General features: G+C 42.7%; 15 protein-coding genes. 7 read left to right on the top strand and 8 right to left on the bottom strand.

Annotation, left to right across the window (positions count from 1 at the left end):
- The first annotated feature begins 653 nt into the window (after positions 1-653).
- Positions 654-1,574 (top strand): agmatinase, encoded by a 921-nt coding sequence (gene speB, locus GKR48_RS05460; protein WP_154602511.1) that lies wholly within the window; start codon positions 654-656, stop codon positions 1,572-1,574.
- Positions 1,575-1,628: 54 nt separating this feature from the next.
- On the opposite strand, the gene GKR48_RS05465 is transcribed toward speB, so the two are convergent.
- Positions 1,629-2,504, bottom strand: a complete 876-nt coding sequence (locus GKR48_RS05465; RefSeq protein WP_154627331.1) for an alpha/beta fold hydrolase — start codon at positions 2,502-2,504, stop codon at positions 1,629-1,631.
- A 216-nt stretch (positions 2,505-2,720) separates the two neighbouring features.
- On the opposite strand from GKR48_RS05465, the gene GKR48_RS05470 reads away from it, so the two are divergent.
- Positions 2,721-2,960, top strand: coding sequence for a helix-hairpin-helix domain-containing protein (locus tag GKR48_RS05470; protein ID WP_154627332.1), 240 nt, complete (start codon positions 2,721-2,723; stop codon positions 2,958-2,960).
- An 8-nt stretch (positions 2,961-2,968) separates the two neighbouring features.
- On the opposite strand, the gene GKR48_RS05475 is transcribed toward GKR48_RS05470, so the two are convergent.
- The 7 genes from GKR48_RS05475 to leuA all read right to left on the bottom strand — a co-directional run bounded on the left by GKR48_RS05475 (position 2,969) and on the right by leuA (position 11,991).
- Positions 2,969-3,697: a TerC family protein gene (locus GKR48_RS05475; RefSeq protein WP_154602514.1), complete on the bottom strand. Its 729-nt coding sequence runs from the start codon at positions 3,695-3,697 to the stop codon at positions 2,969-2,971.
- Positions 3,698-3,758: 61 nt separating this feature from the next.
- Positions 3,759-4,442, bottom strand: a complete 684-nt coding sequence (gene mutH / locus GKR48_RS05480; RefSeq protein WP_418055353.1) for a DNA mismatch repair endonuclease MutH — start codon at positions 4,440-4,442, stop codon at positions 3,759-3,761.
- A gap of 569 nt (positions 4,443-5,011) precedes the next feature.
- A complete protein-coding gene (gene sgrR / locus GKR48_RS05485) occupies positions 5,012-6,688 on the bottom strand; it encodes an HTH-type transcriptional regulator SgrR (protein WP_154627333.1) in 1,677 nt (558 codons plus the stop codon).
- A gap of 609 nt (positions 6,689-7,297) precedes the next feature.
- Positions 7,298-7,900 (bottom strand): 3-isopropylmalate dehydratase small subunit, encoded by a 603-nt coding sequence (gene leuD, locus GKR48_RS05490; RefSeq protein WP_154602516.1) that lies wholly within the window; start codon positions 7,898-7,900, stop codon positions 7,298-7,300.
- Positions 7,901-7,911: 11 nt separating this feature from the next.
- On the bottom strand, positions 7,912-9,315 hold the full coding sequence (gene leuC / locus GKR48_RS05495; protein ID WP_154627334.1) for a 3-isopropylmalate dehydratase large subunit: 1,404 nt from the start codon (positions 9,313-9,315) through the stop codon (positions 7,912-7,914).
- Position 9,316: 1 nt separating this feature from the next.
- Positions 9,317-10,408 (bottom strand): 3-isopropylmalate dehydrogenase, encoded by a 1,092-nt coding sequence (gene leuB / locus GKR48_RS05500; protein WP_154627335.1) that lies wholly within the window; start codon positions 10,406-10,408, stop codon positions 9,317-9,319.
- A 2-nt stretch (positions 10,409-10,410) separates the two neighbouring features.
- Positions 10,411-11,991, bottom strand: coding sequence for a 2-isopropylmalate synthase (gene leuA / locus GKR48_RS05505; protein WP_154627336.1), 1,581 nt, complete (start codon positions 11,989-11,991; stop codon positions 10,411-10,413).
- Between the two features lie 906 nt (positions 11,992-12,897).
- Between leuA and leuO the strand changes: the two genes are divergently transcribed.
- The 5 genes from leuO (at position 12,898) to cra (ending at position 19,570) form a co-directional block, all read left to right on the top strand.
- Positions 12,898-13,845 (top strand): transcriptional regulator LeuO, encoded by a 948-nt coding sequence (gene leuO, locus GKR48_RS05515; RefSeq protein ID WP_154627338.1) that lies wholly within the window; start codon positions 12,898-12,900, stop codon positions 13,843-13,845.
- A 321-nt stretch (positions 13,846-14,166) separates the two neighbouring features.
- Positions 14,167-15,924: an AMP-dependent synthetase/ligase gene (locus GKR48_RS05520; RefSeq protein WP_154627339.1), complete on the top strand. Its 1,758-nt coding sequence runs from the start codon at positions 14,167-14,169 to the stop codon at positions 15,922-15,924.
- Between the two features lie 329 nt (positions 15,925-16,253).
- On the top strand, positions 16,254-17,981 hold the full coding sequence (ilvI, locus tag GKR48_RS05525; protein ID WP_154627340.1) for an acetolactate synthase 3 large subunit: 1,728 nt from the start codon (positions 16,254-16,256) through the stop codon (positions 17,979-17,981).
- A 2-nt stretch (positions 17,982-17,983) separates the two neighbouring features.
- Entirely contained in the window at positions 17,984-18,475 is a 492-nt protein-coding gene (gene ilvN, locus GKR48_RS05530) for an acetolactate synthase small subunit (RefSeq protein WP_154602524.1), read from the top strand.
- An 84-nt stretch (positions 18,476-18,559) separates the two neighbouring features.
- A complete protein-coding gene (cra, locus tag GKR48_RS05535; RefSeq protein ID WP_336431121.1) occupies positions 18,560-19,570 on the top strand; it encodes a catabolite repressor/activator in 1,011 nt (336 codons plus the stop codon).
- Positions 19,571-19,769: the final 199 nt, after the last annotated feature.

Genomic DNA, 19,769 nt, shown 5'->3' on the forward strand with positions numbered 1-19,769 from the left:
ATTTTTTACTTCAGTAAGGGATTACTTTAAGTATTCATAAAAACAGTATATTACCCCTGATTCATAATAATTCGAGTACTAAAGACTGGTAACTTTGCCGCGAGTTCACATCAAAATTCATTTTAGGCGAGTCAAAACACTACTCGATCAGTACTGATATCTTTCATGTATAACATAATTCATTATGATATGAGTACAAAATCTAATTAACAATAATGATAGGTTTTATCGGGTTAGGGTTCAGTACTAATAGAGCTAATTGATAAACTCAATAGTAATATTGATTTAATGATCAATAATCCCGATAGGTGATCATTAATCAGTATAAAATGTCCAATGGTAATAATGTATCTCTTAATACCTCTGTTGACCCATTGGACACTTTTTCATAAAAACCACCTGCTTACCCTGCCTCAAAAAACTTCAAGTACTAAAAGGCAGTAACTTTGCTGAGAGTTCATATTGTTCTCTATAAGATGGTAGCTATGTTCCAGTACTAGACCCTGATATAATCGCGTAAAACTCATGTACAACAAAGCTAGAATATACGCCTATAAGCTTTATAACCTATTGTAAGTACTAGTTAATTTACCTTTCTATGAACAGTATTCAGTACTGTTTAGTATTAGAAGATGAATGATTAAGGAACAGTGATGATTAATAGCACATTAGGAAATCAGGTTGATAATTCACTGGTTTCAAACGCATTTGGTTTTTTACGTTTTCCGTTAAATTTCCAACCATACAGCTCTGATGCTGATTGGGTGATCACGGGTGTTCCATTTGATATGGCAACCTCAGGACGCGCGGGTAGCCGTCATGGGCCTGCTGCTATTCGTCAGGTTTCCACTAACCTTGCGTGGGAAAGCCACCGTTGGCCGTGGGATTTTAAATTAAAAAACAAACTCAACGTGGTTGATTGCGGCGATGTGGTGTTTGCATTCGGTGACGCGCAAGATATGTGCGACAAACTGCAAGCTCACACTGAAAAGCTGCTGGAATCCGGTAAACGTTGCCTAACGTTTGGTGGCGACCACTTTGTGACATTGCCATTACTGCGTGCCCACGCGAAGCACTTCGGTAAAATGGCGTTAGTGCATTTTGATGCGCACACTGACACATACGGTAATGGCAGTCTGTATGACCACGGCACCATGTTCTATCATGCGCCAAAAGAAGGCTTGATCGACCCAAATCATTCCGTGCAGATTGGTATTCGTACTGAGCATGATTCTGACAACGGTTTCACGGTATTGGATGCGGCTCAAGCGAATGATCGTGGCGTGGATGACATGGTTGCTCAGATCAAACAAATCGTGGGTGATATGCCCGTTTATCTGACGTTTGATATTGACTGTCTGGATCCTGCCTTTGCACCAGGAACCGGCACGCCAGTGATTGGTGGGTTAACATCTGATAAAGCGTTAAAACTGCTGCGTGGCATTAAGTCACTGAATATTGTTGGGATGGATGTGGTGGAAGTGGCACCAGCCTATGACCAATCAGAAATTACGGCATTAGCCGCGGCGACGATTGCATTGGAACTGTTATATATCCAAGCGTCTAAGAAATAAGTTTTAATCCGCTATTTAAGGTGCCTAATGTTTCATTGGGCACCTTTTTTATGCCTAAAGGCTGTGTTCTTTCAATTGGGCAAGAATGGAATAGGCTTGTGTCCACAGAACCGAGCCGCCTTCATGAGAGAACAAAAAGTGTTCGCTATCAGGAAAACGCTGAGCCAGTGTTTTACCAAAATCAGGGGAGTGCACGGTACTCACATCTTGCTCGCCATACCACAGCGCGACAGGGCAGTGGATATTTTCAGGATTGAACTGCCAATGCTGCAGAGCGATTAAGAGATCTTGAACATAGCCTTGGTTACCTTGCATAAATGCACGTTCCATACAGTCACTGTAGGCGGCTAAGAAGCTCTCTTCGCTATAAACCTGCTGGTCTATCTCTGCGCTACAGTTAAGAATAAACGCCAGTAACCATTGTGAGGTCACATTGCGCATCAACCATTCTGATAAAACATCAGGGGTATGAATGGCTTGCTCCTGCATATTAATCACATCTTGTTTTAATTGCGCTCGGGTTGCAGGAAACTCAAATTGGTCTTGTCCTGACACAAGTGATAATGAAATTGGGGAAGCGTAGCTGGCGAGTGCCATGGCGAAAACGGCACCTTGAGAAAAACCGACAACGGAAAATGATGGCAGTTTTTGAGCATTCAGAAGTTCTTGAATATCTTGAGCAAAGCGTTGTAGGGATTTATGCTCATCAAAGGTGGATTGACCCAGTCCGGCACGCTCTGGGGTTATCAAGCGTATATTTAGCTCTTCAAGACGGTCAATGCCAAAGCCCAGTGTACCGCTCATCCCTGCGCCAGTACAAAAAATTACGGGGAACCCCTGTTCAGGGCCAGATTCATACCAACACAAAAGTCGCCCATCAGATAATGTCATCGACATATGGCGAGTATTGGATATTTTGTTGCTATACATAATAAATACCTACAAGATAGAATTTTTAGTGCGACATGTTAGTTTCTATCGCGAGTCGTCAATGACTTTACCGTTGTTATTTCCTATTTGCTAAAACAGATTTGTAGGGCAGGTAACTCAACCTGTTATAGACAGCTCAGAATTTTAAATTAAGAAATAGGCTAATTGCAAAATATACGCTCAATTACGGCTGTTTTACAGCCAAAAGGATAATTTATGCCATTTTCAGACTCAGAAAAGCAAATTCTCTTAGCGGTGAAGGGAGTTGGACCAACAGTGATTAGTCGATTAGAACAAATGGGGTTTTCATCTTTAGCGCAGTTAAGTGAAGCTTCTTATGATGAAATTTTAATTTCGGGCGCAGCACTAACGGGGTCAAGTTGTTGGAAAAATAGCCCTCAGGCTAAAAAAGCGGTGGAAGGCGCCATTGCCGCAGCTAAGGACGCCTTACACTAAAGCCTCTATTATTGCTTGTTTTTCATTTTCCACTTTTTGCTGCGCAGAATATTGAGCATTTGCACTGACATGGAGAAGAACATAGCAAAATAGATATAGCCTTTTGAAACATGCACCTGAACACTTTCAAGTAACAGAGTGAAGCCCACAAGGATCAAGAAAGAGAGCGCGAGGATTTTAACGGAAGGGTAACGCTCCACAAAATCACCAATCGGTTTCGCGGCGAACATCATGATCATGACCGCCATAATCACTGCGGCCATCATAATAAACAGATGGTCAGATAGCCCCACAGCGGTGATCACGGAATCTAAGCTAAAGATAATATCTAAAATTGCGATTTGCATAATGGCTCCCCAGAATGAAGTGACTTTTTTCTGGGCTATCCCATCATCGTCTTCCCCTTCAATAGTATCGAAAATCTCCTGACTGGATTTCCAAATGAGGAATAAGCCACCGGCACATAAAATTAAGTCGCGGGCGGAAACGGTATGTTCAGCTAATGTGAAGAGTGGTGTTGTGAGGCGTGCGAGCCAAGCAATGGACGCTAGTAGTGCTAAGCGCATTCCCATCGCTGCGATTAATCCAATACGTCTGGCGCTATTTTGTTGATGGGCAGGCAATTTGCTGACGACAATACTTAAGAAAATAATATTATCGATACCCAGTACGACTTCCAAAATTGTTAATGTTGCCAATGCCATCCAAGCATGGGGATCTAAGAACCACTCAAACATCTTATTGCCTTAAAAATGGAATAAAAAATCGTCTGTTTGGTACAGGCGATGCCTTGACCGATTAACCGAGGTTAAAGTGCCGCGCTAATAATGGACCCGTAAAATCTTTTTTTAAATAGAAACCTCTCGGTAATGTCATTATTGGCTGTCCAAATTCACCAATACCTTCGGTTAGCGCTCTATTATTCGCCGCTTTGGGACGAATTTGTAGAACTTGTCCGTGACGAGCGGTGATGGTTTCGACTTTTCCCAGCACAATTAAATCCATTAACTCTTCCCAATCTTGGCGTAAAAGTTGTTCTTCAAGCGCAGAAGGGCTCCAAATCAGCGGGTTTGCAATACGGCGCTGGGCAAGTGGAATTTGGCGTTCACCTTCAATCGGAAACCACAGAATGCGAGATAATTTGCGGCGCACATGGCTATTTTCCCATGTCAGGCCGCTATTGCCCGTAAGTGGCGCGACAGAAACAAACGTCGTTTCTAATGGTACGCCATGGCGATCGATTGGAATTGTTTTAAGCTCAACGCCAATATCTGCAAAATCTTGTTCGGCTTTACTGCCTGCGGTCGCACCTAAAAAATACTCTAACAGTGTCCCGACCCAGCCTTTATCTCGTTTAAGATCGGGGGGGATTGGGATGCCTGCAATAGTTGCTAACTCACCAAGCGTATAGCCTGCAAGGGCTTGGGCTCGCGCTAATAAGACGGTTTCATTTTCTGGTGGTGAAGGCGGTATAAAGGACATAGTCGACAGAGTTTGATTGTGTTTAAAAAATAACCAAGAAAATGGTCGCAAGATAGGGTGAGTATAACACTTTTTAGTCACTGTATTTAACTTCATGATATATATATGGATATTAGATAATAATCACAGGTGGGATTATGAATATTTAGGGTTATTCAACTTCATCCCAAGATAATCACAGGATCATGCACTAGGTTATCCACAGGATTTCTGGATAACTGTGAAAAACTGCGATTACTGTGTGAATTTACAGCCTTGACTAATGTCATTTATTGAAGCTCGTCACAAAAAGCGGGTAAGTTAAGTACATTCCTTGTGGATAAAACATGCATTGATTGATCTTTGCTCAGTTGAACTCCTAACAAAAAAAGAGGGGAAAACTCACAGTGGATATCTCATGTGAAATTCATTTATTACTATGATTTATAATGTTTTATTTTTTAGTATGATTTTTTGTTAGAAATGAACAGTTGGGATATACCCTGATTACTATCTGGTTGTTCACATGGATATCCACAGAAAAAGTGAATAAAATCCATTTTGCTCACTCTAACTGTTTATAACTATCATCAATTCTGTGTATTATCCTCAGTTGGCTTAAACCAAGCTGATTTAAAGTCAAACCAGCCAAAGGTATTCATACGAACACCTCGCATCGTTCTTTGACCTTGTAACTCTAACCAGTGATGAAAAATGGGGTGGAAGACTTGAGAATCAATCAAGCTCTCGCACCAAGATTCCACATCCAATTTTTGCTGGCGCCACAGCTGTAACTCTTTATCGAGGGTTTTTCCTAAACACTGACGCAATAGCGGCATTTCGTACAAGGTGGCGAAGATAGAGAATTCAAGAGGTTTATAAAAGTTGGCAGTGGAGAGCCAAATATCGCTCTTCGCATCCCCGTTAAACCAATCATCATAATCAACGATGTTAATTTTAAGCTCTACTCCTTGGGTTTCTAACACTCGCTTCATGATTTGGCTGATGGCATAAAATTCATGATGATGGTGATAAAAAGTGACAGTTAGCTCAGTTAAATCTTCAGGTTTAGTGCGCTGGGAGAGCATTTTACTGTGATGCCAATGAAGCAGTAATCCATAAGCAGGTGCCCAGTGGCGTTGATAGAAGGATTCACAGTGCGCCAGTAGGTTGACGGGGGTTAAAAAGCTGCACAGCCATTTACGCACATCTTCCCGTTGAGAAATATCGGAGCGTTGGTCGAATAACAGAAAATAGCAACCTTCTTCCATGCGGCTTTCGAGGGAGTCATTGTGGCGTTTGTCGCCATCCATTTTTAATGTGGTACACACCATCTGCTCAGAAAGTTCGGGAACCACCCAAATAGTCACTTCATCCAACAAGGCGCGATAGCCAAAATAGCGATCAAAAGCGCTGATGGTGAGTTTCTGCGGGATGTTGGTTTCTACTTCATAAGGACCCGTACCAATAGGGCGCTGACTAAAACCGCTGATGGTTTCCCACTCTTTCGGGAGAATGGCGGCATGTGGGCTGCCCAGTAACCAAGGAAATTGGGTATCAGGATGGCTCAGATGGATATCAATTACGTAAGGTTGCGAGGAGGTGACTGAGTGAATATGTGAGAACAGCGGCCAGCACTGCTTTAATCGTAATAAAGAGTGGATAATATCCTCCACTTGCATTTCACGTCCATGATGAAAATAGATAGCCGGACGTAAATAAAAGCGCCAATGTTGCTCATTAACGGCTTGCCAGTGGTGAGCAATACCATCTTCCACTTCCCCTTTTTCCTCATTTAAGTGAGTTAATCCATTAAATATCTGACTCATTAAGTGGATTTCAGAGCGGCGCATTGGGGTGCCGGGAAGTAAATTAGGAAAATCACGGTAATAAATGATGCGCAGTAAGTTTTTACCTTGTCGATAACTGCGCTCGAGCTCTGATAAGACCATTTGGCGGATAGTCTCTTTATCGCCAACGAGCGCCACGAGTTTTTCAATACTTTCCTCTTTTAAAAGCTGCTCAGCCTGCGCTTGTTGTAGTTCTAATCCATTGATATGAAAAATTAATGCGGAACGCTTTCCTCGTCCCGCTTCGGCTTGCCAACTGAGCCAACCATGGGACTGCATATTATTGAGCAGGGTACGAACATGACGGCGAGAGCAAAACAGGATCTCCGCAATATCTTGCAAAGTGGTTTCGCTGTTTTTTCCCTGAAAATGTTGCCACAAGCGAACAAATTGGGTTTGTAATCGAGAATTAGACATAAAAGAGGAACTCCGGAAAAAATTGTATCAATTTTAATATCCTATATTCCGTAGATAATAGGGGACAGTAAGTAGCTCTATTGACCTGTCTGTTGCAGGTTTACTCCCCCATTTATTGAGTAATGGTATATTTACCAGCCGGTATGTGAATGCATATCGGCTTTTTTCTTTTTTCTTCATATTTCACGTTGTGGCTGTGTTGGCTTCATTCGGCTACTCAGGTCACATACTTATGTATGCTCCCCGAGATATCCTCATTTTGCCGCCTTGCCACAACATGAACTATTTTGCAAAAACGGTTTGATTAAACCCAGAATCATGATTATTTGAAATCATGGCATATTCAGAATTAATGGGGAAGGATTTATTGGTGGGCGCGGTTTGTTGGAGTTGAGTTCTACTTTTATGAATACAAATAGGTAAGAAAAAGCCCACCGAAGTGGGTTCAGACTGCTGACAAACCGGCTAGGTTTGGTGGCAGGTTGAATAGGTTTTGAAAATAATTAGGAAAATCAATTCATTGATTTTCGGCTGATAACACAAAGCAGGAAAAACGACGCTTTTATCCTGCTTTGTCAACAACCTAAGCCCACCGAAGTGGGCTGGAGATTAATTCATAAAGGCAGGGAGCTTTTGCTCGTAATCCTTGATTTGGTCGACGTGCTGTAACGTTAAACCGATGCTGTCTAAGCCATTCATCATGCAATGGCGGCGGAAACTGTCAATCTCGAAAGTATATACTTTGTCGCCGGCAGTGACGGTTTGTGCTTCTAAATCGACAGTAAACTGGCAACCTTCGTGGCTATTCACATAGTTGAACATCTCATCCACTTGCTGCTCGCTCAATTTAATCGGCAACAGCTGGTTATTAAATGAGTTTCCGTAAAAAATATCGGCAAAACTCGGTGCAATCACCACTTGAATGCCAAAGTCGGTCAATGCCCATGGGGCGTGCTCACGAGATGAACCGCAACCAAAGTTTTCACGGGCTAACAGAATGCTAGCGCCTTTAAATACGGGTTTGTTCAAGACAAAGTCAGGATTAGGTTGCTGGCCTTTATCATCTAAAAAACGCCAGTCATTAAATAAGTGCTGACCAAAGCCTGTACGCGTCACTTTCTGCAAAAACTGCTTTGGAATAATCGCATCGGTGTCGACGTTTGCGGCATCTAAAGGAGCAACAATCCCAACATGCTTAATAAACTTATCCATGGTTTTCTCCTTTAGATTTGAATGTCACGAACATCAGCAAAATGACCGTTAATCGCTGCGGCAGCTGCCATTGCAGGGCTGACTAAATGGGTGCGCCCCGCACGACCTTGGCGACCTTCAAAGTTTCGGTTGCTGGTGGATGCGCAGCGTTCACCTGGATTCAAACGGTCGTTGTTCATCGCTAAGCACATTGAACAGCCCGGTAAGCGCCATTCGAAGCCTGCATCCATAAAGATTTTATCCAAACCTTCTTGTTCCGCTTGGGCTTTAACGGGGCCGGAACCTGGTACCACAATCGCTTGTACGCCAGATGCCACTTTCTTACCTTTGGCGATGGCAGCTGCGGCGCGTAAATCTTCGATGCGTGAGTTAGTGCAAGAGCCAATAAAGACTTTATCAATCTTCACGTCAGATAACTTAATACCTGATTCCAATCCCATATAGGCCAAGGCTTTTTCTGCAGAAGCTCGCTCGACGGGGTCAGCAAAAGATTCTGGTGCTGGGATTGGTTGGTTAATCGCGATCACTTGCCCGGGGTTAGTACCCCAAGTCACTTGCGGTGCAATAGTCTCAGCTTGGATAGTGATCACTTTGTCGAACGTCGCATCATCATCGGTTTTCAAGGTTTTCCAATACGCAACGGCATCATCCCAATCTTGACCTTTCGGTGCGAATTGGCGACCTTTCATATAATTAAAAGTCGTTTCATCAGGAGCGATAATGCCAGCTTTAGCGCCTAACTCAATCGCCATATTACAGACGGTCATGCGACCTTCCATACTCAAATCTTCAATCGCATCACCGCAGAATTCGACAATATAGCCCGTTCCACCTGCACTACCTGTCGTACCAATGATAGCTAAGACGATATCTTTTGCGGTGATCCCCGCTGGCGCTTTACCCACCACTTCAATTTTCATGGTTTTGGCTCGCGCCTGTTTCAAGGTTTGGGTCGCCATGACGTGTTCAACTTCGGATGTCCCAATCCCAAAAGCTAATGCGCCGAATGCACCGTGAGTGGCAGTATGAGAGTCACCACAAACAATGGTTGTCCCCGGTAAAGTGATGCCTTGCTCTGGCCCCATCACATGGACAATACCTTGATATGGGTGATTTAAATCATATAAAGTCACGCCGAATTCTTCGCAGTTTTTCATCAACTCTTGCATCTGAATTCGCGCCATATCACCGCAGGCATTGATATCTTTAGTTTGCGTTGACACGTTATGATCCATGGTTGCAAATGTTTTGCTTGGTTGATGCAACGGGCGATTTTTGGTTCTTAAACCATCAAACGCTTGCGGTGAAGTCACTTCATGTACCAGATGGCGATCGATATAAATTAAAGGGATTTCGTTTTCAACCTCACGGACAACGTGAGCGTCATATAATTTTTGGTATAAAGTCTTCGACATGTTAAACCCCCTCTTCAATATAACGAGCGATAATGTCACCCATTTCACTGGTACTGATTGATTGACCATTGCCCGCTAAATCTGCAGTACGATAGCCATTTTCTAATGCTTTATTCACCGCGTTTTCGATGGCATCAGCCGCTTCCGTTTGATTCAAGCTAAAACGTAACAACATGGATGCCGACAAAATTTGTGCGATTGGGTTGGCAATATTTTTGCCTGCGATATCTGGTGCTGAACCGCCTGCGGGCTCGTACAAGCCAAAGCCATCGGCGTTTAAGCTAGCTGAAGGCAACATACCCATCGAGCCTGTGATCATCGCGCACTCATCGGAAATAATGTCACCGAATAAGTTGGAGCACAGCACCACATCAAACTGAGAAGGGGCTTTGATCATCTGCATTGCGGCGTTATCGATATACATATGGTTCACTTCAACATCTGGATACTCTTTGGCAATTTGGTTAACCACTTCGCGCCATAATACGGAGCTTTGTAAAACGTTAGCTTTATCAATTGAAGTCACTTTATGACTGCGTTTACGAGCAGATTCAAAGGCAATACGGGCAATGCGTTCAATTTCATAGCGGTGATAAACCTCGGTATCGAAAGCATATTCTTCAGCCCCTTCGCCTTTACGTCCTTTTGGCTGACCAAAATAGATCCCGCCAGTTAATTCACGCACACATAAAATATCGAAACCTTGTGCTGCAATATCTGCGCGTAATGGGCAGAACGCTTCTAAAGCTTGATATAAACGAGCAGGGCGTAAGTTGCTGAATAATTTAAAATGTTTGCGTAATGGCAATAATGCACCGCGTTCAGGCTGGCTGTCTGGTGGCAAATGTTCCCATTTTGGACCACCGACTGAGCCGAATAACACGGCATCAGCCTCTTCACAACCTTTGACTGTCGCTTGCGGTAATGGCTCTCCGTGATTATCAATGGCCGCGCCGCCCACATCATATTCTTTAGTTGAAATGGTGATAGCAAATCGCTTGCTAATAGCGTTTAATACTTTATGAGCTTGAGCCATCACTTCTGGGCCGATTCCATCGCCCGCTAATACCGCAATATTAAAATTCGTAGACATGTTTATACCGCTTCCTTTGTATTAATTTGTGACTCTTGGTCAGAGATTTTTTGTTTTTCTCTTTCGACTTGTTCTGCACGCCAAATACTATTTAATACATGTACCATGGCTTTTGCGGATGATTCAACGATATCCGTTGCTAATCCCATACCGTGGAAACGACGACCAAAACATTCAGCGACGATATCCACTTGCCCTAATGCATTTTCACCCTGGCCTTTCGCGGACAATTGGTAAGAAACCAATTTCATTGGGTAGTTGGTGATTTTACTAATCGCTTGATAGATGGCATCAACAGGACCATTTCCGGTTGCCGCTTCAGATTTTTCTGTTTCACCACACTGCATTTTGACGGTTGCAGTGGCCACAATGCTTGAACCCGACTGTGTACTAAAGTAATCCATGACAAAATGGTCAGTTTCATCTTGTTGTTTCGCGAAGAAGGCTAAAGCCTCTAAATCATAATCAAACACTTGGCCTTTTTTATCGGCTAAGTTCAAGAATGCGGTGTATAACTCATCCAAGTTGAAATCTTTACCTTCGCTGTAACCCATCTCTTCCATGCGGTGTTTAACCGCTGCACGACCTGAACGGGAGGTTAAGTTTAATTGTTGCTCTTTCAAGCCGATGGATTCAGGGGTCATGATTTCGTATGTTTCGCGATTCTTTAACACGCCATCTTGGTGGATCCCTGATGAATGCGCGAATGCGTTGCTGCCCACAACCGCTTTATTGGCAGGAATTGGGGTATTGCATAACTGGCTGACTAACTGGCTGGTGCGGTAAATTTCTTTGTGATTGATATTGGTATGCACACCTAACATCTGTTCACGTAATTTAATCGCCATAATAACTTCTTCTAACGCAGTGTTGCCGGCTCGTTCGCCTAATCCGTTGATCGTTCCTTCCACTTGGCGAGCTCCGGCTTGAACGGCGCTGATGGAGTTGGCGACTGACATGCCTAAGTCATCGTGGCAGTGAACGGAGATGATGGCTTTATCAATGTTAGGTACGCGCTCATATAAAGAAGAGATAATGCCGCCAAATTGATATGGGGTCGTGTAGCCGACGGTATCAGGGATATTAATGGTGGTCGCGCCTGCACCGATGGCGGCTTCGACAATGCGACATAAGTTGTCAATATCGGTACGACCCGCATCTTCACACGAAAATTCTACATCATCGGTATAACGACGTGCGCGTTTAATGGAGTTGATCGCCATATCCATCACGCCATCAAACGTTTTGTTTAACTTTTTCTGCATATGCAAATTGGATGTTGCTAAGAACACATGAATACGGAATGCTTCAGCCACTTTCAAGGATTCAGCCGCCACATCAATATCATTTTCAACACAGCGTGCTAATGCGCAGATACGGCTGTTTTTGATTTCGCGGGCGATAGTTTGAACAGACTCAAAATCACCTGGGGATGAGACAGGAAACCCAGCTTCAATAACATCGACACCTAAGCGCTCTAACGCGAAAGCAATTTGTAATTTTTCTTTAACGGATAAGCTGGCCTGCAAGGCTTGCTCGCCATCACGTAAGGTCGTATCGAAGATGATAACTTGGTTGCTCATAATGCGTTCCTCATAGACTAAATTTTGTTGTTTTTAATTCTGTTTGTTGGATTCCCATCTAGCCGCAGGCATAAAAAAACCCGCTGGTTGCGCGGGCTTCTTTATGTTTGTGGACAGTATTTGTTTTACTTTCCATCCATAAGCATACCGCGCAAATTGGCTGCGAGTAGTAGTAGGCTTAGTAGGCGGATAGAAAATGTCATGGGTAACTGTCTCTTTCTGAATTTCAAATAATCTGCATTTATTGATACGTGATTTCAATAATGATGTCAAACTTAATTTTTTGAGCGCGAAATGCTTGAAATTGAGTTGTTATCGATTATTGGAGTTTGTGTCTGATATTTATAATTTTCATGATGTTTTTGTCTATATCGGGCAGCTAAAAGTAGGCTAAAATTTCGTCTAAAAATTAATGGCATGATGATATTTTTATAACGTAATGATTTTTATTATGTTTATGTAATGAAAGCATGCAGAAGTTAGATAAAAGTCTTTGTTGGTATTGATGATGGCTATGCTTCAAATAAGGTTAATTATCTAATAAATAAATAATTAAAAATTAATCTGATAATGAGATTCAAGTGCGTTTATAGAAGAGATTTATTATGATTTATTCTTGAATTTGTTTTATTATTTTTATCGAAATGATGCTGGCTTTAATAAGTTACACGCACCCATTACACTGATGAATATTTGCATTTTATGATGATATCTATACCTCGATTCTAATTTATGGGCAAAAAGAATAGAAGCGTCGTTTTAATAAATGCAGGGAAAGCGAAATAACTTATCATGTATAAGTTGTTTTAAAAATAATATTTAATGATTTTATGTTTTTCGTCAATATTGCTTTGATGAATCATGTTCATTAATTAAAAATGATAAATATATTTAGTGGAGTTAAAAATGACTGATTTTGATACGATCTCAACAGCAAAAAAAGAAAGTAGCGATATTCATCTGCGTAATGTTGATTTGAACTTATTAACTGTTTTTGATGTTGTGATGCAAATGCAAAATGTCACTCGTGCAGCGCAAGTTCTCGGTATGTCTCAGCCAGCAGTAAGTAACGCCGTATCCCGTTTAAAATCTATGTTCAATGACGAATTATTTGTTCGTTATGGGCGTGGTATTCAACCAACTTCGCGTGCTAAACAATTATTTGGGCCAGTAAGACAAGCGCTTCAATTGGTGCATAATGAATTACCAGGCGCAGGATTTGATCCTAAGCAAAGCGAAAGAGCATTTAACTTATCTATTTGCTCTCCATTAGATATTCGTTTAGCGGCAATAATTGTTGATAAATTTAAAATTGCGTCGCCAAATATTCAAGTTTTCATTCATTCTTTTTTAGGGAATAACATTGCGCATCAATTAAAATATCAAGAGATAGATTTCTTCTTGGGCTATAATCAATTCGAAAAACCCGAATATCAACATCAGATTTTATTTAATGATGAATTAGTTTTAGTCGTAGCGAATCACCATCCAAGAATTGAAAGTACCATTAATCAAGAAATGTTAATGAATGAAAGACACGCTATTATGGCAATGGATAATATTGGGTCATTTAGCAAATTGTATTACCATAATACGGAACTCTCACACACTGTCAGTTATCAAGGAACTGACTTAAACAGTGTATTGAACATTGTGGCACAAACAGATTTAGTGGCGATTGCACCTAAATGGTTAGTGGAGCATCATGCAAGTCAACTGCAACTACGTACTTTATCATTGCCTTGGGAAGATAATTCTCGCCCATGTTATTTAACGTGGCATGAATCGACGGCGCGAGATAAAGGCCATCAATGGATGAAAACGCAGTTTTGCCAAATGATAGAACAGTTGTAAGCTAAATTGATTCAATTCATTCCAAGATAACACTAGCATATTCCTCTAAATACTAACTCGCCATGATGAAAATAGTGGCGAGTTTTGTTGTGTCCGTAGCATTTGCAAAAAATTTACACTTTATTCCTTTCCTCGTTTATCTTTCCGCTATACACTTAAAATATTCAGCTAACAGATGTAAGCTGAAATAATAAAAAGTATTAAAATTAGGTTATTTGTGAGTTTGCCGAATGACTTAAAATTCTAATGACCTATAGGGAATACACTTTGATTACTGAAAATCTATATCCATATCATATTGTTAACCGCATACGTTCCAGAATGGACGCGAGCGAGTCAGCGGATCGGATAGCTTTCAGTCAATGGGACAACGGACATCAATCAGAACTGACTTGGGCAGAAGTGGGAACCAAAACCACCGCGATTGCACGTCAGCTTTTGGCGATGAATGTTGCCCCGCAAGAGAATATTGGGCTTTTTGCTCATAATAGTATGAATTGGTCTTTGGTTGATCTGGCTGTATTACAAATTAAAGCCGTGACGGTGCCTCTCTATGCTACCAGCAGTATCGACCAAGCCGCCTATATCATTAATGACGCCAACATTAAGATCCTCTTTGTGGGTGCTCAAGAACAATACCAAGTTGCTTGCCAATTACTTGCCCATTGCCCGCAACTCACCGCTATCATTGCATTAGATGACAATGTCGAACTGGATGGTCAAGTGGCCAACAGCATGCACTTATCGACATTTATGTCTCTCGCTCAGCCGCATTATCAAGCTGAGTTAGATGCGCGAATTGCAGCACAAAACTTAAGTGATTTATTCACCATTATTTATACTTCGGGCACCACGGGTGAACCGAAAGGGGTGATGCTGGATTACTACAATATGGCAGCTCAGCTTTATCTTCATGACAACCGTTTAGAGCTGTCCGAAGACGATGTTTCATTATGTTTCCTGCCGCTTTCCCACGTTTTTGAACGCGCATGGAGTTTTTATGTCATGCACAGCGGAGCGCGTAATGTCTATTTAACCAATACTAATTTAGTCAAAGAAGCGCTTGCTGATGTTAAGCCAACGGTGATGTGTGCCGTACCACGTTTCTATGAGAAAGTTTACAGCGCAGTACAAAGTAAAGTATCCCAAGCGCCTTTTATGCGTCGTGTGATTTTCAAATGGGCGATTGCGATAGGGAAACAAAAAGTGAAAGCGATGGCGCAAGGTAAATCACTTTCATTTATCAACAATCGCTTATATGCATTGGCCGATAAGCTGGTTCTGAGCAAAATTCGCCAAGGGCTAGGTGGTCGCATTCGTTTTATGCCAGCGGCGGGCGCGCGTCTCGATGATGATGTGATTGCGTTTTTCTTGTCCGCAGGTGTGGATATCAAATATGGCTATGGGATGAGCGAAACTTGCGCGACAGTCTCGTGCTGGGAAGCTAACAAATACCCATTAGGTTCAATTGGTACACCGCTTTCTGCCATTTCTGTACGCATTGGAGCAAACGACGAAATCCAAGTCAAAGGCCCTGTCGTCATGAAAGGCTACTATAATCGCCCGCAAGAAACGATAGATACATTCACGGCTGATGGCTGGTTACGTACTGGAGATGCCGGAAAAATCGATGAGCAAGGCAACTTATATATTACAGATAGACTGAAAGATTTAATGAAAACGTCTAACGGGAAATATATAGCGCCACAGGTTATCGAAGGTGTTTTAGGTCAAGACCGTTTTATTGAGCATATTGCCGTCATTGCCGATGCACGTAAATTTGTCTCTGCGTTAATTGTGCCTTGCTATGACAGCCTTGAAGAGTACGCCAATTCAATTAACTTAAAATACCGTGATCGTTTGGAGCTGTTAAAAGACTCTAAAATTGTCGCGCTGTTTGAAGGTCGTCTCAAAGAGCTACAAAAGAATCTGGAAAACTTCCATCAAGTGAAGCGTTTTACACTGTTACCAAGCAACTTCTCAATGGAGAAAGGTGAATTAACGCCTACGCTGAAATTACGCCGTAAAATTATTTCAGAGCGCTACCGATTAGAAATTGAATCTATGTATCAAGAGTAATTCGATATTTAATCATATTTTCTAAGCCCTTCAGTCGTTATTCCTGAAGGGCTTTGTTTTACCTGCTATTTATGTAAAATCGCGTTGCCACTATTTTTGCTTACCTTTTAGTTATTTTCGCTCTATTTTGATTGAAAACTAGTCAATGAATCTGCCGAATTTTCATGTTCAAGACAAAATGAAATCTTCCTTAATTTCTCTGCGAAATCAAATTTGCGTCCCACAAATGGTAGGGATATGTTAAGAGCTGAATTTATGACTAACTTAATAAAAATTAAAGAGGGCTGTTCGGCTCTCTGTTAACTTGCAAATAGTCTGAGGGCAAACTCATGGAGATGTTGTCGGGAGCAGAAATGGTCGTCAAGTCATTGATTGACCAAGGAGTGAAACACGTATTTGGCTATCCGGGAGGCGCAGTTCTTGATATTTATGATGCACTGCATACTGTGGGTGGCGTAGAGCATATTTTAGTTCGTCACGAGCAAGCTGCGGTGCATATGGCCGATGGCTATGCGCGCTCAACGGGGGATGTGGGCGTAGTGTTAGTAACGTCAGGACCCGGCGCAACCAATGCGATAACCGGTATTGCTACTGCGTATATGGACTCTGTACCCATGGTGGTTTTATCGGGGCAGGTCGCCAGTTCATTAATTGGGAACGATGCGTTTCAAGAGTGCGATATGGTGGGTATTTCGCGCCCAATCGTGAAGCATAGTTTTCTCATCAAACACGCGAAAGAGATCCCTGAAACCATCAAAAAAGCGTTTTATATTGCGGCGAGTGGACGCCCAGGGCCTGTGGTGATCGACTTTCCAAAAGATACGGTGAATCCGGCCGCTAAATTCCCTTATCGCTACCCTGAATCCGTTTCATTGCGCTCATATAATCCGACCTTACAAGGGCACAAAGGTCAAATTAAGAAAGCGTTGACCAAATTAGTCGCGGCGAAGAAGCCAGTGATGTATATCGGTGGCGGTGCGATCAATGCCAATTGCTCCGCGGAGCTAATGACATTAGCTGAAAAACTTCAGTTGCCAGTGGTATCAACGTTGATGGGGCTAGGCGCATTCCCCGAAACTCACCAACAATCTGTGGGTATGCTCGGAATGCATGGCACCTACGAAGCCAACAAAGTGATGCATCATTCTGATGTGATTTTTGCGGTTGGTGTTCGCTTTGACGACCGTACAACCAATAACTTAGAAAAATATTGTCCGAATGCAACCGTGATCCAAATTGATGTGGATCCAACCTCAATTTCGAAAACAGTCAAAGCGGATATTCCCATTGTTGGCGATGCAAAACTTACGTTAGAACAGATGATTGCTCAACTGGATCATGCGGCTGCCGAGCAAGATACCGCTGCACTGCAAACGTGGTGGAAGGAGATCGGTATTTGGCGCGAAAAACAGTGCCTAAAATATGCATTAAACCCAAGTAAAGTGAAGCCGCAACAAGCCATTGAGACTATTTACCGCTTAACCAACGGTGAAGCTTATGTGACCTCAGATGTGGGGCAGCACCAAATGTTTGCTGCACTTTATTATCCGTTTGATAAACCACGGCACTGGATCAACTCAGGGGGCTTAGGCACCATGGGCTTTGGTTTGCCGGCTGCTTTAGGGGTTAAATTAGCGCACCCTAAATCCACGGTTGTATGCGTGACTGGCGACGGCAGTATTCAGATGAACATTCAAGAGCTTTCAACTGCACTGCAATATGGATTGCCGGTGTTGGTTCTGAACCTAAATAACGGTTTTTTAGGCATGGTAAAACAGTGGCAGGACATGATTTATCAAGGCCGCCACTCACAGTCCTATATGCAGTCATTGCCAAATTTCACAAAATTAGCCGAAGCTTATGGGCATGTAGGGATTTCAATTGCCTCCCCAGATGAACTTGAAGATAAGCTAAAACAAGCGCTAGTCGAAGTGAATGAAAACCAGCGTCTGGTCTTTGTAGATATTAATATTGATGAAACTGAGCATGTTTACCCAATGCAGATCCGTGGTGGAGCAATGGATGAAATGTGGTTAAGTAAAACGGAGAGGACTTGATCATGCGTCGTATCTTATCAGTGTTACTAGAGAATGAATCAGGGGCATTATCTCGCGTGATTGGGTTGTTTTCACAGCGCGGTTATAACATCGAAAGCTTGACCGTAGCACCGACCGACGACCCAACGTTGTCACGGATGACCATCCAAACAAAAGGGGATGCCAAGGTGCTAGAGCAGATTGAAAAACAGCTGCATAAACTGGTGGATGTGTTGCGTGTGAGTGAACTGACCGCATCAGCTCATGTCGAGCGTGAAATCATGTTAGTGAAACTGCAAGCTTCCGGTTATGGGCGCGATGAAATTAAGCGAAGTGCCGATATTTTTCGTGGGCAAATTGTGGATGTGACACCAACGCTGTACACCGTTCAGCTCGCAGGAACAAGCGATAAACTGGATGCATTTCTTGAAGCTGTGCGTGGTGTTGCTGAAATTGTTGAAGTTGCACGCTCAGGGATCGTTGGTGTTTCCCGTGGCGATAAAATTATGCGATGAAAAATTTATCCGCCACAGGTAGAATAGAGCAGATTAAGGCCTCGAATGACTCGGGGCTGTTTCCCAAATTGCAAAGAGGTTAACGTGAAACTGGATGAGATAGCCCGTCTAGCGGGTGTTTCCCGCACAACGGCTAGTTATGTGATCAACGGCAAGGCCAAGCAGTATCGAGTCAGCGATAAAACTGTAGAAAAAGTGATGGCAGTCGTCAGAGAGCACAATTACCATCCAAACGCAGTCGCTGCAGGGTTACGCGCAGGTCGCACTCGCTCAATTGGGTTGGTGATCCCTGATCTTGAAAATACGAGCTATACCCGTATAGCCAATTATCTTGAGAGACAAGCTCGTCAGCGCGGATATCAGCTTTTAATTGCGTGTTCAGAAGACCAACCTGACAACGAAATTCGTTGCGTGGAACATTTACTGCAGCGCCAAGTTGACGCGATTATTGTGTCTACCGCATTACCTCCTGAACATCCGTTTTATCAGCGCTGGGCGAACCGTTCACTGCCTATCATCGCGCTGGATAGAGCATTAGAAAAAGAGCATTTCATTAGCGTGGTCGGTGACGACCAAGAAGATGCACTGATGATCTCTAAAGAATTACGTAAATTCTCAGCTGAATCGGTCTTGTATCTCGGGGCATTACCTGAACTTTCTGTGAGCTATCTACGTGAGCAAGGCTTCCGTAAAGCATGGGAAGGGGACACTCGCGAAGTCAATTATTTATACGCCAATAGTTATGAGTGTGATGCCGCTGCCGACGTTTTCTCCCAATGGCTAGATAGTGGTAACGCGATGCCGGATGCATTATTCACAACGTCATTTTCTTTGCTGCAAGGCGTGTTGGATGTGGCATTGAAACGCAATGGCCGCTTACCTGAAAACATGGTTATCAGTACCTTTGGTGATAACGAATTACTGGATTTCCTCGGTTGTCCTGTGCTCTCTCTCGCTCAGCGCCACCGTGATATTGCAGAGCGTATTTTAGAATTGGTATTAGCCAGCCTAGACGAGAAACAGAAGCCAGAAACTGGAATTCGTCGAATTCGCAGGGACTTATGTCGCCGTGGTAGTTTAGGTCGCAAACAGTAGTGGATAAACCTTATCCAATGGTGAAAAAACCGGTTTAATAGTTAGTGATGTTAACCAAGATTCTTAGTAATATATCCGCCCCTATCTATTAGGGGCTTTTTTTTTGGTGAAATTTATGGTTGATTACGATTTTTTTATTGCGTTATCCTGTAAATATTTCACTTTAGGAATTTTCCTAATACTTTTTTTGATTATTTTG

The organism is Providencia sp. wls1943 (genome assembly GCF_009706275.1).
GTDB lineage: Bacteria > Pseudomonadota > Gammaproteobacteria > Enterobacterales > Enterobacteriaceae > Providencia > Providencia zhijiangensis.

Bases quoted from the DNA above. Each gene is read 5' to 3' on its own strand.
- leuA (WP_154627336.1), bottom strand. From the start codon at position 11,991: ATGAGCAACCAAGTTATCATCTTCGATACGACCTTACGTGATGGCGAG.
- leuC (WP_154627334.1), bottom strand. From the start codon at position 9,315: ATGTCGAAGACTTTATACCAAAAATTATATGACGCTCACGTTGTCCGT.
- speB (WP_154602511.1), top strand. From the start codon at position 654: ATGATTAATAGCACATTAGGAAATCAGGTTGATAATTCACTGGTTTCA.
- leuO (WP_154627338.1), top strand. From the start codon at position 12,898: ATGACTGATTTTGATACGATCTCAACAGCAAAAAAAGAAAGTAGCGAT.
- GKR48_RS05470 (WP_154627332.1), top strand. From the start codon at position 2,721: ATGCCATTTTCAGACTCAGAAAAGCAAATTCTCTTAGCGGTGAAGGGA.
- GKR48_RS05520 (WP_154627339.1), top strand. From the start codon at position 14,167: ATGGACGCGAGCGAGTCAGCGGATCGGATAGCTTTCAGTCAATGGGAC.
- ilvI (WP_154627340.1), top strand. From the start codon at position 16,254: ATGGAGATGTTGTCGGGAGCAGAAATGGTCGTCAAGTCATTGATTGAC.
- leuB (WP_154627335.1), bottom strand. From the start codon at position 10,408: ATGTCTACGAATTTTAATATTGCGGTATTAGCGGGCGATGGAATCGGC.
- GKR48_RS05465 (WP_154627331.1), bottom strand. From the start codon at position 2,504: ATGTATAGCAACAAAATATCCAATACTCGCCATATGTCGATGACATTA.
- sgrR (WP_154627333.1), bottom strand. From the start codon at position 6,688: ATGTCTAATTCTCGATTACAAACCCAATTTGTTCGCTTGTGGCAACAT.
- mutH (WP_418055353.1), bottom strand. From the start codon at position 4,442: ATGTCCTTTATACCGCCTTCACCACCAGAAAATGAAACCGTCTTATTA.
- GKR48_RS05475 (WP_154602514.1), bottom strand. From the start codon at position 3,697: ATGTTTGAGTGGTTCTTAGATCCCCATGCTTGGATGGCATTGGCAACA.
- leuD (WP_154602516.1), bottom strand. From the start codon at position 7,900: ATGGATAAGTTTATTAAGCATGTTGGGATTGTTGCTCCTTTAGATGCC.
- ilvN (WP_154602524.1), top strand. From the start codon at position 17,984: ATGCGTCGTATCTTATCAGTGTTACTAGAGAATGAATCAGGGGCATTA.